At 38.2% G+C, this 13,374-nt stretch carries 10 protein-coding genes, 1 tRNA gene and 1 pseudogene; 8 read left to right on the top strand and 4 right to left on the bottom strand.

Annotated features, from left to right (window positions below; genetic code table 11):
- Window positions 1-143: 143 nt before the first annotated feature.
- The 4 genes and pseudogenes from EP737_RS26980 to EP737_RS22775 all read right to left on the bottom strand — a co-directional run.
- Window positions 144-221 (bottom strand): annotated as a pseudogene (locus EP737_RS26980) (DinB family protein); the annotation flags it as partial.
- Window positions 222-317: 96 nt separating this feature from the next.
- Window positions 318-635 carry a transglycosylase domain-containing protein gene (locus tag EP737_RS22785; protein ID WP_129731340.1) on the bottom strand — a complete coding sequence of 106 codons (318 nt, stop codon included), beginning with the start codon at window positions 633-635 and terminating at the stop codon, window positions 318-320.
- Window positions 625-1,317, bottom strand: coding sequence for an AraC family ligand binding domain-containing protein (locus EP737_RS22780; protein WP_129731338.1), 693 nt, complete (start codon window positions 1,315-1,317; stop codon window positions 625-627). Before EP737_RS22780 ends, EP737_RS22785 begins: the two co-directional genes overlap by 11 nt.
- 892 nt (window positions 1,318-2,209) lie before the next feature.
- Window positions 2,210-2,536: a hypothetical protein gene (locus EP737_RS22775; protein ID WP_129731336.1), complete on the bottom strand. Its 327-nt coding sequence runs from the start codon at window positions 2,534-2,536 to the stop codon at window positions 2,210-2,212.
- 819 nt (window positions 2,537-3,355) lie between these two features.
- Here EP737_RS22775 and EP737_RS22770 point away from each other — a divergent pair.
- From EP737_RS22770 to EP737_RS22735, 8 genes are all read left to right on the top strand, one after another.
- Window positions 3,356-5,164 carry a sensor histidine kinase gene (locus EP737_RS22770; RefSeq protein WP_129731334.1) on the top strand — a complete coding sequence of 603 codons (1,809 nt, stop codon included), beginning with the start codon at window positions 3,356-3,358 and terminating at the stop codon, window positions 5,162-5,164.
- A 4-nt stretch (window positions 5,165-5,168) separates the two neighbouring features.
- Window positions 5,169-6,242, top strand: a complete 1,074-nt coding sequence (locus EP737_RS22765) for a response regulator transcription factor (RefSeq protein WP_129731332.1) — start codon at window positions 5,169-5,171, stop codon at window positions 6,240-6,242.
- Between the two features lie 116 nt (window positions 6,243-6,358).
- Window positions 6,359-7,639 carry an ABC transporter substrate-binding protein gene (locus EP737_RS22760; RefSeq protein WP_129731330.1) on the top strand — a complete coding sequence of 427 codons (1,281 nt, stop codon included), beginning with the start codon at window positions 6,359-6,361 and terminating at the stop codon, window positions 7,637-7,639.
- Window positions 7,640-7,817: 178 nt separating this feature from the next.
- Window positions 7,818-8,666 (top strand): carbohydrate ABC transporter permease, encoded by an 849-nt coding sequence (locus EP737_RS22755; protein WP_129731365.1) that lies wholly within the window; start codon window positions 7,818-7,820, stop codon window positions 8,664-8,666.
- Window positions 8,663-9,487 (top strand): carbohydrate ABC transporter permease, encoded by an 825-nt coding sequence (locus EP737_RS22750; protein WP_129731328.1) that lies wholly within the window; start codon window positions 8,663-8,665, stop codon window positions 9,485-9,487. The genes EP737_RS22755 and EP737_RS22750 overlap by 4 nt, the downstream gene beginning before the upstream one ends.
- A 39-nt stretch (window positions 9,488-9,526) precedes the next feature.
- On the top strand, window positions 9,527-11,533 hold the full coding sequence (locus EP737_RS22745) for a beta-galactosidase (protein WP_129731326.1): 2,007 nt from the start codon (window positions 9,527-9,529) through the stop codon (window positions 11,531-11,533).
- Between the two features lie 53 nt (window positions 11,534-11,586).
- Window positions 11,587-12,915, top strand: a complete 1,329-nt coding sequence (locus EP737_RS22740; protein ID WP_129731324.1) for a glycoside hydrolase family 30 protein — start codon at window positions 11,587-11,589, stop codon at window positions 12,913-12,915.
- A 365-nt stretch (window positions 12,916-13,280) separates the two neighbouring features.
- Window positions 13,281-13,371 (top strand) — tRNA-Ser (locus EP737_RS22735).
- Window positions 13,372-13,374 lie beyond the last annotated feature (3 nt).

Raw genomic sequence — 13,374 nt, 5'->3', positions numbered from 1 at the left:
TATAAATTTCTAGCTGGAAGCCAATTCGACGTAGTTATAAATTTTAGGAACAAAGTATAAGTGCAACTTTGCCTCTGTCTTTGCCAATCGGTGGGTCTGCTTTATCTGTTATATTCAAGATAAGCCCGTATTAGATGATGTTCTTAAAGTGGTGAATTTTCTACTCCTAAATGAATCCAATCTTCTTTTGGTGGTCCATAAACCCCAAATGGTTTTAATCCTTCATGGAGAATCGGTTAAATTTCTAATCCATTTTCAAAAATGTTAGCATCTGTTTTTTCTTGTACCTCTTTAATAACTGTATTAACAACTGCTTACTATTTATTAGCTTTTGGCATTTGAATATTGAGTGTATCTTCAATAGGTGTACTTTGTGCTTTAATCATTTCTGATTCTGAAATGTATCCGTGTCTATTCATATAGTGAAGAACCATATTTCTTCTTTTTTCAGCTCTATCAAGGTTTGCTTCTACAGTTGGCATGTATCTATTTGGGCTTTGTGGAATTCCTGCTAATAGTACAGCTTGTTCTAGTGTTAATTGATCAAGCTCATCAGGACTCAATCCAAAGAAACGCTCAGCCGCTTTGGCAACTCCATATATATCCCCGCCGTATAAATTTGTGTTAAAATACATTTCCAGAATTTGTTCTTTGGAAAATCTTCTTTCGGTACATCCGCAGCAGCTCAGTAAAAATCAATAACATATAGGAATTGATGGCTTCAACGGAGCAAAGCTGTGGATGAGAGTATTCCCATAATGCTTGTCTGATTAAGTCCTTGAGTCTGTGGTCTTGACCTTTCGAAAACAGTATATACCGGCTGTTTTTCTTTCGCTGGTAAATGGAATTCACGAAAAAGTCCGTTAATAAATCATTTCCTGATAATCTTTGGAGTAGGGCAGAGTCGAAATAGCTTGTTCGAATCATAATATTGATAATAATATCATTTTCGGAAGCGCTATCAATTGCATGCGTTACATTCGTATCAAGTAGACAGAGATCTCCTTCATTTAAAGTGACCTCTTTGCCACCAATATATTGTGTACAAGAACCAGAGTACACATAATTCATCTCAATAAAGGAATGCCTATGTTCTGTAAATTTAACATACCGAGGGTGCTTTAAAAATACAACATTTTGATCAAGCTTAAAAAAGTAATCTGTTGGTACAATGTTGGGTGCTTGCTGGTCTGGAGAAAAAGTAAGTTCTGATTCATCCATGTGGGAGTAATGCTTTGGCTGTTCAGGGGTTCCTGAATACTTCTTTTCATAATTGTTCATTTCTCGCAATTGTTTTTCAAGAATAGAGATATCCATGCCAAATCACCCTCCTTCTAATAAATTTACAATGATATGTAACCGCTTTCATTATTATAATTTAGCAATTTCATTTTTCTTTGTAAATCATTCAAATCAATTTGGTAATTCTTCTCTATTTGGGGTAGTTGGTAGTTTTAGGGGTTATTTGCTCTACCCACACTTACATACATTTAGGATGTAAAGCATGAATGGGGGATAGTTGATGAAGATCTTATATAAAATAAATACTTCTTGCACTAGCTTCATAAAAAAATACCTAGCCTATTTGTCTCCTAATGTTATACGGAAACAGATAGGCTAGACATTTTACTTTAGGGTTAGGAGTTCAATTTAGTAGGTTATAGCTGATCTGGATAGCTGGTTTGTTGAAAAGTTTATTAATTTAGCGAGGATTTCTTGTTGCCAAGATTGGTCACCTATTCTTCCTGCATAAAGGTACAAATCTAAATAGTCATTCACCCATTGTTGCGGCTCAGTATTATGATACATGAGGTTCCTCCTGTTCTTTTTCAAAGATAAGTCCTTCTGAAATTAAAAGGCTGCAAAAGAATAAAAACTGTGGATTTCAAGCTCTTCTGGAGGTCGGTTTTTGTAACTAGCAAGGTCATTCATACTGCTTTGAGTGTTCTACTGTGTTAGTGGAGATTGTCGAAGTTGTCTAAGAAGCTTTAGCTCCTGCTAATAAAAATTATATCCGGTGAACATGATTGATATACACGTCAGGAGCCTAATTTTAGTAAGGAATGCAATCTTTTAATTTACACCAGAGAGTATAAATTTCTAGCTGGCAGACAGTTCGACGTAACGAGCAATTTTAGGAATAAAGTATCAGGGCAGCTACGCCTCTGTCTTCGAACAAGAGCGGGGCTCGCGAATCGGCGAATTTTCTTTATAAACTTATATTACCTTCCATACCTGTTTTGATGTTAAAACCTACATTAATTGTACGAATCGGGGAATCATAATCTTTTTTCCTATTTATGTATTCTTTAATACGAATAACATCTAAAGAATATTCCTTAATAAGATCTTGTACGGATACTACCACAATCCTTGGATACATATTGCAATTTTCTAACATACATTTAAATGTTTTTAAACGTTTGTTTAGATATTGTATGACGTGTTCAGGAGTTTCTACCAATAAGCACTTCATGTAATATTTAATCCGCATTTCAACAACCGAATGATTACCTATTAAAAATTTCCCTTTCATTATAATCCCCTCCTAAAATTTTTCTAGTTTATTTGAGATATGTATATATCCGTACAAGAAAGCAAGGGAAGAAAGATTGTTTAACAGTTATAAAAAGATGCCGTTTATGATTACTATAACAGGAGGGGATAGTGGTAATTTGTTATATTATGTAGAAAACAAAAAATGTAATCTCTTTGTCATTGATGTAACATGGAAAAAACTTTAGATTGAGTTTCCAGTTTATGTGTAGTTATACTGAAAATAGGAACGTCAGGAAATATAGTCTCTTAAATGAAGGGAAGTACATAGAGCTTTAGAAGGTATTAACGATACTTTTGAATGTAAGCGTTTTAAATGAAGGGGGAGAAGGCTAATGATGAATGAACGTTGTTTCATTATTAACGGGGATGATTTCGGAATGTGCTACTCTACGAATCAAGCAATCCGCATATTACTTTTGGAAGGTTTGTAGATTTGAGTTTGATGTTTTCCAGGATTCGGAGCTTCAGACATTATTGAATTCATTGGCGGGACCTTCGGGATTTGCAGAGGGCGTAATCATGATAATCGACTCTCTATTTATATTTGCATCGGGTAAGTGAGGGACCATGCTATCCTCTCACCTACCCGATTTTAGTTTCCTAGTTAAGTAGTGATCTAGTTTTAACACTTTGAGAAAGTATAAATTTCTAGCAGGAAGACAATTCGACGTAGTGAGAAATTTTAGGAATAAAGTATAAGTGCAATTACGCCTCTGTCTTCGCCCAAAGGCAGGGCTCGCTAATCGATGAGTTTTCTTAATAGAACTAATAATTTTTTATAAGGGAAAGTGCTGCGATGTTGAAGATAAAACGAAACTGGAACACATTCATAACATTTTTACATCAAAATTTGTATCGCCGTATTGCAAGTAGTATACGATACAAGCTTATGGTTCTCATGCTTGTGGTCATGATTGTGCCATTATTGTTGTTAATTATATTTGCAATTAACGTGTCTCAAAGTACTTTTGAGAGGGAAATTGTAAACTCGAATCACTCCAGAATTGTGTTAGCAGGAAAATATGTAAACGAAAAGGTGAGGCAAAGTGATAAACTCTTATACTCTAGTCTAGTCGATGAAAAGCTGGTCCCGAGTATTAGTGATACGAAGAGAGATTTGTCCTTGCAGTATAATGCATGGGACTATATTGAGGATAAGTTATTTTCTTTCTATTATGGAACTGAACATATTGGGGCCATTTCGTTGTATTCAAAAGAAAATCATACTGTGTATTCCTTAAGGGATGATAGTTATTTGGTTGATGAAATTGATGATACTACTGGTTCTAAGTGGGCTCATTTAGCACCGAATTCATCCTACAGATTTACAAGTGATGAAGTGAAACAAAGCTTTACTTTGACTCGCAGCATTATTCGGTTTGAAGATCGGAAAATCGTTGGCGGTATATCAGTAGAAATGAAATGGAGCTTAATTGACAGTGTCATAGATATGCTGGAATCAGAGAAGGAAAGTTCTGTTTTTCTATTAAATCGAAGTGGGCATATTATGTATAATCCTAACCAAGTAGAAGAGCCGCCTGTTGATTTTGCAAAGGTGATCAAGCAAATAAATAGCAGTAAGAATCATACTTCTTATTTGAAAACAAAAAAAGCTTATATCTTTTTTCAAAAGGCTGTAAATAATGAGGTTATTGTTGTCAAGGTAATTCCCAACAAAGTTATTTTAAGCGGATCGATTAAAACACTCACGTACGGAATTATTATTAGTATTTTCTCTATTATTCTTACGGTTGGTTTATCTATTGTTATATCACTTAGAACGACAAAGCCGATTATTGAGCTAGCACGCGCTATGCAGGAGGTAGAGGATCATAATTTAGATGTAAAAGTTGAAGTGCATAGCAGGGATGAGATTGGTTTACTTGAAAAGCGATTTACGTCTATGATTCATAGAATTAAGGAGTTAATTGAAAGGGAATACAAAAATGAAGTAGAAAAAAGAAGTGCTCAATTTATGGCCTTACAGGCACAAGTGAATCCTCACTTCTTATATAACACGCTGCAGCTCGTTGGCGGGATGGCTGTGGCGCATAATGTTCCTAAAATTTACTCTGTTGTGAGTGCATTAAGCGATATGTTTCGTTATATTACGAGAAAGCACGGGAACTTAGTTTGGATTGAACAAGAGATGGAGCATATCAAAAACTACCTGTATATACAGGAATTGCGCTTTGAAGGAAAAATAGAGACGGAGATTTTTATCGAAGATGGGGTCGAGCATGATTATATTCCGATGCTGTCTATTCAGCCTATTGTAGAAAATGCCTTTAAGCATGGATTTGAAAAGAAGACGGGCGTATGGAAATTATCGATTGAAGTTCAAAAGGTGTTTGAGGATATAGAGATTGTCATTAAGGATAATGGAATGGGGATAGAAGCAGAGCGGTTACAGGAGATTAAGGGGCAGCTGCAGTCCAATATAGATTATCCTTTAGAAGCAAAAGGGAGCATCGGCGTAAAGAATGTGGATGCAAGGATTAAATTATCTTTCGGAAATGATTATGGCCTTGATATAACAAGCGAACCTGGTCAAGGGACGCAAATACTCATGAGAATTCCTACTACGAAGACTTTGGAGGGGTAAAGAAATGTTCAAAACCATAATTGTTGATGATGAAAAATGGACAAGAGAGGTTATTAAGCAATTTGGAAGATGGGGGCAGTATGGGATTGAAATTATTGGGGAAGCGAGTGATGGAGAGGAGGGATTACAGCTTATTGAAAAGCTGTCTCCAGATATTGTGATTACTGACATGAAAATGCCAGGGATGGATGGGATGGAGCTGCTTCAAACTCTTACTGAACGTTTTCCTCATATTCAGCTTATTGTAGCGAGCGGCTATAATGATTTCATTTACATGAGACAGGCCATCCATTCAAAGGTGAATGAATATTTATTGAAACCGATTCATGAAGATGAATTAAATCTTGCTTTAGAAAAATGCACAAAGGAAATCAAAAGTCAGCGGGATTCCTATACGTATCAGCCTTTTTCTTTTACGAATCATAATCTTTCATTATTAATTAGAGAATATAAAAAAACAGTCACATCTTTTTTGCAGGAAGCCAATGTACTAGGATTTGAAAGTGCGCATCAGCGATTTTATGGAGAGTTAAAGAAAATGGAGGGAATTGATAGAAATGCCCTGTTCAAAATCCATCAAGAGTTCATTCTGATATTAGAAGAGCAAATGCTGAAAAATAATTATAATGTTAACGATATTTTTGAAGAAAATAAAAGTTTATACGATAGATTAGAAACGTCTCTTGAGCGGATGATTGAGCAGCATCAGACTTTGGGAAAACACTTTATAGAATATATGCTTCATATGAATAAAAGGAAAAATAGGGTGAATTTGGGGGAGATTAAAGAATATATAGAGAGAAACTTTACAGATTCCCATATTTCCCTTGAGATATTAGCGAACAAGTTCTTTGTCAGCAAGGAGTATTTAAGCAAAGCATTTAAAAATACGTATGGATGCAATATTACAGAATATATTATCAGCCATCGCATGGAGCATGCGAGAAAGCTGCTGATTAGTAATGAGCTGCAAATTAAGAGCATCGCGCAAATGGTCGGATATGAAGATGTGTCTTATTTCTATCGTGTTTTCAAAAAATATTTCAAGCTCTCTCCAGGTGAAATGAGATCAAACTAAAAAAGTACAAACTAAAAAAGTACAAATGAAAGCACTAATATTTTGAATTTTCGAGATGATCATAAAGGATTACTATAGAGACAGGTCATACATTACCAAACAGGAGGTCATCTAACATGAAGAAAGCGGTTTCAGCGTTACTTACCTTAACTACAGCGGTCGGTTTGTTGGCTGGTTGTTCGTCCGACGCACAATCTACTTCTAGCAAAAGCGGGGATACAGGAGGGAAAAAGGTTGAGCTAAAGCTTTTTATTGCCCAACCACGGTTTAAAGCTCAATACGAAAAGTATTTGGAGCAGTTTAAGAAAAAGGAGAAGGCAGAGAAGAATATTGATGTAACAATTAAACTGGAGCTGCCGAACCAAAACCAAGCGAGCCAATTGTTAAAAACACGACTTGCTTCTGGTGATAGTCCTGATGTTTTTGCTTTACATGCGATTAATGATATTCCTCTTTTCGATAAAGCTGGGTACTTGGAAGACCTGTCTAATGAACCATTCGTTGATAAAATATACGATACTATTAAGCCGGCTGTTACGAGCAAAGGAAAGGTTGTAGCTGTCCCATTAGAAACACTTCAATGGGGGTACCTATACAATAAAAAAATATTTAACGATTTAAATTTGAAGGTACCACAAACTATTTCTGAAATGAAAGAAGTCGTAAAGGTGTTGAAAGAACATAATATTACTCCGTTCTTATTATCTTATAAAGATGTGTATGTTCCGCAGTTGTTTTTACCGTTAACGGTAGGTGCAGCTGTAAATACGGATCAACCTGATTTTATCGATAAAATGAGTAAAGGCGAAGGTTCATTCTCAGAATTGAAAAATATGTTTGACATCATAGATTTAGTGAATGAGAACGGTACAGGGCGAGCTTTGGAGGTTGGCGCAGATCAGGGAGCATCTGATTTTGCAAATGGTAAAGCGGCTATGTGGGTGCAGGGACCGTGGATGGCAGAATCTATTACGAAAGCCAATAAGGATTTTGAATTTGCTGTTGCTCCATTACCTGTAAATGATAATCCGAAAGCGACGCTGTTAAATCTTAGTACATCTACATCACTTGCTGTATCAAAGCTAAGCAAGAATAAAGAAGTTGCAAAGGATTTTGTGAATTACATTTTAGATGATAACGATTCCAGTGACTTTTATAAGAGCCTTGGCTTCAATGCAGTGGCAAAGGTTCATAATTTTGAACCATATGCCTGGATGAAGGAAGCAAATGATTATGTAAAACAAGGACAGGCTTATCAAGATCCAGCTATTCCATCTGCAGTGAAGGATGAGTCACAAAAGCTGTTACAAAGCTATTCTGCGGGCAATACCAAAAAAGAAGATGTTGTGAAGGGCTTGGATCGGGCTTGGGAACAATTTGAAAAGGTTAACAAATAACGCTTTGTCTACCATTCTAGTAGCTCAGGCGGCTGAGCTACTAGAACTAAAACAAGGCTCTAGTGAGGTGTGAATGATGTTGCAGCTGAAAAAACAAAGCAGTGAGATAAGGATTGGACAACCATTAAGTATTAAAAGCACATTAAGTGCGAAAAAGTCGAAAGGAACACTTAGCTTAATGCTATTTGTCCTCCCAGCATTCCTGTTTTATTGCGTATTTTTATTAATTCCCATGATCGGAGCTGGAATGTACAGTTTTACAGACTGGAACGGTCTATCGCAAACCTACAAATTTGTAGGGTTCAGTAATTATATTGAGGCATTTCGAGATGATGTTGATTTCCGTCATTCCTTCTTCTTTACACTCAAATATACAGTGTTTATGTTTGTGTTTCAAAATGCAGCTGCATTGCTGCTGGCATTATTGATTGAGTCCAGAGGAAAAACAAAAAGCTTTTTCCGTACCATTTTCTTTATGCCTAATATGTTAAGTTTGATTATTAGTGCATTAATGTGGTCATTCATCTTTACGAACGTTCTTCCAGAGCTTTCTAAAAAAGCCCTTCTTGCTTTTTTGGATCAGCATTGGATTGGAGATGCCCAAGTTGCCTTTTACTCCATTCTCATTGTGTCGCTATGGCACGGAATTGGTTATATGATGGTCATCTACATGGCAGCATTGCAAGGGGTTCCGCAGCATCTTAAAGAGGCGGCTATGATTGACGGAGCTAATTCGATTCAAAGACTTTTCCATATTACAATCCCGATGATTATGCATGCGGTGACAATTTGTGCGTTCCTAACATTGAACGGAGCATTTAAAGTTTTCGATGTTGTTTACGCTCTTACAGCCGGCGGGCCAGGAAGAGATACACAGGTCATGGCGTTAAATATTTACGAAGAAGCATTTTCTAATAACTTTAGATATGGATATGCGAATGCAAAAGCGATGATTCTGTTTCTGATTGTGTTAGTTATAACATTGATTCAAGTGAGAGTATTGAAAAAGAAAGAGGTGGAATCATGATGGCAAAACGCTTATTGTCTGTTGGTGCTACACTGCTGTTGGCAGTATTCGCGGTCATTTCGTTTTTCCCGATTTACATGGCTATCATTAACTCTTTTAAAACACAAGGAGAAATCTTTAAATCTGTACTCGCGCTGCCTACAAAGCTTCATTTTGAAAACTATACGGGTGTCTTCGATCAGCTTAATTTATTCCATAGTGCCTGGAATACGATTATTGTTACGGTTGTTGGGCTTGCAGGAATTGTTTTTTGCGGATCGTTAGCGGGATATAAACTAGCTAGAACCTCTGGTAAATTAAGCAATTTCATCTTTGCCCTGTTCATCGCATCCATGCTGGTGCCATTTCAATCGATTATGGTTACCTTGACTAAAGTAGCGAAAGGATTGTCCGTTCAAGGGTCAACGTTTGGATTAGGTCTTATTTATATCGGACTTGGAGTGAATATGGCGGTGTTCTTGTACCATGGCTTCATTAAAACAATCCCGAAAGAATTAGAGGAAGCTGCTAAAATCGACGGCTGTAATGATTTTCAAATCTTCACCAAAATCATTTTTCCTCTTTTAAAACCGATTACTGCGACAATCTTAATTTTAGATATCTTATGGCTATGGAATGATTTCTTATTACCTTTGATTATGCTGACCGATGTGAAAAATTATACGTTAATGCTATCTATCAACATGCTGTTTGGTGAATATAACAATGATTGGCCAAAAATTCTTTCTTCCCTTGTGATGACGGCTTTGCCAGTTGTTATTTTCTATGCGATTTTCCAGAAATACATTCTAAAAGGAATTGCAGAAGGAGCTATTAAGTAACCTATCAAGTTGTTTGAAAGAGGAAAGGTAGTGGATTGTATGCAGAAACTTTTATACGGGGTGGCGTATTATGATGAATACATGCCTTACGATCGATTAGAAAAAGATATTGGAATGATGAAGGATGCTGGCATTAATGTAGTACGGATTGCTGAATCAACCTGGAGCACTCACGAACCGCAAAACGGGGTATTTGATTTTACATCGGTTAACAGAGTACTTGATGCCATGCATGAAGCAGGAATTAAGGTTATTGTGGGAACCCCTACCTATGCCGTTCCCACCTGGATGGTCAAGGAGCATCCGGACGTATTGGCGATTACGCCGCAAGGGCCAGGACGATATGGGGCTCGTCAGATTATGGATATTACGAACCCAACCTATTTGTTCTATGCCGAAAGAATTATTCGCAAATTGATTGGGCATGTCAAAGACCATCCTGCTGTTATCGGTTATCAAACGGATAATGAAACAAAGCATTACAATACGTCAGGGCCGAATGTTCAGCTAGCGTTTGTGAAATATATGAGAGAAAAATTCGAAACGCTGGAGCGTGTAAATGCGGCATTTGGACTGGATTATTGGAGCAACCGCATTAATAGCTGGGAGGACTTTCCTTCGGTAGTCGGAACGATTAATGGCAGCTTGGGTGCTGAATTTGCCAAGTTCCAAAGGAAGCTTGTAACCGATTTTCTTACTTGGCAGGTTGCCATTGTAAATGAATATAAGCACAATGATCAGTTTGTCACGCAGAATTTTGATTTTGAATGGAGAGGTTATTCCTACGGCATCCAGCCGAAAGTTGATCATTTTGAAGCCGCCAAAGCATTTGATCTTGCGGGTGTGGATATTTATCATCCGTCGCAGGATGATTTGACAGGAATCGAAATCTCCTTTGGCGGAGATGTGGCGCGTTCCATGAAGGGCAGTAATTATCTTGTCATTGAAACTGAAGCGCAGGCATTTGTAAATTGGGTTCCCTACCCTGGCCAATTGCGCCTGCAGGCCTTCAGCCATCTGGCTTCCGGGGCTAATATGGTTGCGTACTGGCATTGGCATTCGATTCATAACTCCTTTGAGACCTACTGGAAGGGATTATTGAGTCATGATTTTGAACCAAATCCTGTCTACAACGAAGCGAAAACAATTGGCAGAGATTTTAAAAGGCTTTCGCCACAGCTCGTTAATCTACAGAAAAAGAATAAGGTGGCTGTTCTTGTCAGCAACGAGTCATTAACAGCAATCGAATGGTTTAAATTTAATTTTGCCAGCTCTAAAAACTACAATGATGTAGTGCGAATGATGTATGACGAGCTGTACAAAATGAATATCGGCTGTGATTTTGTTCATCCAGCCAGCGAAAATCTTGAGGACTATACGCTATTGGTTGTTCCAGCATTATATACTGCGTCGGACAGCCTGCTAGAGAGATTAAATGAATTTGTGAAAAACGGCGGTCATATCGTGTATTCCTTCAAAAGCGGGTTTACTGATGAAAATGTCAAAGTGAGAACAACGCGCCAACCAGGTATGATCAGCGAGGCTTGCGGCATCACGTACAGTATGTTTGTTGAGCCGAAAAATGTTTCCCTGAAGGGTGATCCATTTGAGGTAGAGGCAGAGGATAATTATATCGAAACGTGGATGGAACTGATTACCCCTACAACCGCAGAGGTATTAGCTTATTATGACCATCCGCATTGGGGGCAATATGCGGCAATCACCCAGAATCATTACGGGAAGGGCATTGCTACATACATTGGGTGTATGACAAGTCCGGCTATCATGAAAAAGGTATTGGAGCATGCTGTGAAACAAGCCGATCTTTGGGGAGCAGACCAGAATCTGGAGTTTCCGCTGATTACGAAGTCAGGCATCAATCAATCCGGCAAGGTGGTTCGTTATTATTTCAACTACTCGGATTGCCCAGCCTCCTTCGAGTACCCACATAACGATGGAGTTGAATTGCTTACAGAGGCAGCAATACAGAGTGAACAGGCAGTGGAAGTCGATGCATGGGGCGTCATCATTATCGAAGAAAATTAATAGTTTCATATAAATAAAAGTAAACACGCAGCACTTTGGGAGGAGTAAGGAATATGAACGATAAGCAAATTCAGTGGATTTCTAGCTCAAGACAAACATATTGGAGCGAAAAACAGTCTGTTAGGGCGGTGGATGGTTCTCCTAACCTGGCTTTGACTGATTTGAAGCAGCAGGTATTTGAAGGCTTTGGCGGCTGCTTTAATGAATTAGGAATGGCAGCTTTGCAGCATTTGCCAGAAGCTGATCGAAATAAGGTATATGATGCTTTGTTTTCTCCTGATGGGGACTGTAAGCTTACTATTTGTCGGCTGCCGATCGGCGCAAGCGATTATGCATTGGAATGGTACAGCCATAATGAAGTAGACGGCGACTATGAGATGGAATATTTCAATATTGAACGAGATCGTAAATACCTGATTCCCTATATAAAAGAAGCTTTAAAGCGCAATCCTGATATCAAGCTATTTGCTTCTCCTTGGAGCCCGCCGACATGGATGAAGTTCCCTAAGGCTTACAACTATGGAACGCTGCGCTGGGAGCCGAAGGTGCTAGAAGCATATGCTTTATATTTTGTGAAGTTTGTAGAAGCATACGCACAAGAAGGAATTAAAATTGACCAGGTTCACGTTCAAAATGAGGTAGCGGCTGACCAAAAATTTCCTTCATGCCTATGGACAGGTGAACAGCTTCGCGAGTTTATCCGTGACTATTTAGGACCGGCATTTGAAAAGCATGGACTGGATACAGAAATATGGCTAGGAACGATAAACGGAAGAGTAGAAAAACTATTTACTGAGTCATCAGAGGATTATAATTCTTATGCAAATACTGTTCTTAGCGATCCCGAGGCTTATAAGTATGTTAAGGGGGTTGGCTATCAATGGGCAGGAAAGTACGTCGTTCAGCAGACGGTCCAAAGCTATCCTGAATTACGCTATATGCAAACCGAAAATGAATGCGGCGACGGGAAGAATACATGGGAGTATGCACACTATGTCCATAGCCTGTTCCGCCATTATTTTGTAAACGGTGTAAACAGCTATGTCTATTGGAACATGGTGTTAGAACCAAAGGGTCCAAGCACTTGGGGCTGGGAACAAAATTCAATGATCACGGCTGATCCTGCATCAAAGCAAGCGACAAATAATCCAGAGTTTTATGTAATGAAGCATTTTTCTCATTTCGTTGAAACTGGGGCGGTTAGAATCGAAACGAAGGGGCCTTGGACAGGTAATACAGTTGCATTTGAAAACCCTGATGGCTCTAAGGTTGTTGTCGTAGCTAACCCATCTAAAGAGGCACAGGAGCTCCGGCTTGCTGATGGCGGTGTGACACATCAATTGCTGCTAGAGCCAGAGTCATTTAATACAATTGTTTTGTAACCAATAAGAGCTAAAAGGAATAATCCCTATGTACACAAAAGGATGTGGATATAGGGATTTTTTTTTGCACTGTAATAAAGGATAGATTTCCAGTTAGAAGCTAGTTCGATGTAGCCGGACATTTTAGGAACAAAGTGTAAGTACAACTCCGTCACAGTCTTCGCCTAAAGGCAGGACTCGCCAATTGGCAAGTTTTCTTTATAGAAATTCTATTCAGTGGTTCTTAATTAAGATTTACAGACTATAAGCTTGGGTTAAAAAGGAAATAAAAAAATATAAAAAAGTTATTTGCAAATTATAATTTATGTTGTAATATAAATAAGCGTCGCCGGACAAGGCACTGCAACTTAGAATCTATACAACATGGAGAGCTGTCCGAGAGGCCGAAGGAGCACGATTGGAAATCGTGTATACGTCACAAGCGTATCGAGGGTTCGAATCCCTCGCTCTCCGCCATTA

It is taken from the genome of Ectobacillus funiculus (assembly GCF_004138295.1).
In the GTDB taxonomy this organism is placed as follows: Bacteria; Bacillota; Bacilli; order Bacillales; family Bacillaceae_G; genus Ectobacillus; species Ectobacillus funiculus.
The sequence above is the reverse complement of the archived record's forward strand: the minus strand, read 5'-3'. Positions and strand labels throughout refer to the sequence as shown.

Bases quoted from the DNA above. Each gene is read 5' to 3' on its own strand.
- EP737_RS22785 (WP_129731340.1), bottom strand. From the start codon at position 635: ATGTATTTTAACACAAATTTATACGGCGGGGATATATATGGAGTTGCC.
- EP737_RS22780 (WP_129731338.1), bottom strand. From the start codon at position 1,317: ATGGATATCTCTATTCTTGAAAAACAATTGCGAGAAATGAACAATTAT.
- EP737_RS22775 (WP_129731336.1), bottom strand. From the start codon at position 2,536: ATGAAAGGGAAATTTTTAATAGGTAATCATTCGGTTGTTGAAATGCGG.
- EP737_RS22770 (WP_129731334.1), top strand. From the start codon at position 3,356: ATGTTGAAGATAAAACGAAACTGGAACACATTCATAACATTTTTACAT.
- EP737_RS22765 (WP_129731332.1), top strand. From the start codon at position 5,169: ATGTTCAAAACCATAATTGTTGATGATGAAAAATGGACAAGAGAGGTT.
- EP737_RS22760 (WP_129731330.1), top strand. From the start codon at position 6,359: ATGAAGAAAGCGGTTTCAGCGTTACTTACCTTAACTACAGCGGTCGGT.
- EP737_RS22755 (WP_129731365.1), top strand. From the start codon at position 7,818: ATGCTATTTGTCCTCCCAGCATTCCTGTTTTATTGCGTATTTTTATTA.
- EP737_RS22750 (WP_129731328.1), top strand. From the start codon at position 8,663: ATGATGGCAAAACGCTTATTGTCTGTTGGTGCTACACTGCTGTTGGCA.
- EP737_RS22745 (WP_129731326.1), top strand. From the start codon at position 9,527: ATGCAGAAACTTTTATACGGGGTGGCGTATTATGATGAATACATGCCT.
- EP737_RS22740 (WP_129731324.1), top strand. From the start codon at position 11,587: ATGAACGATAAGCAAATTCAGTGGATTTCTAGCTCAAGACAAACATAT.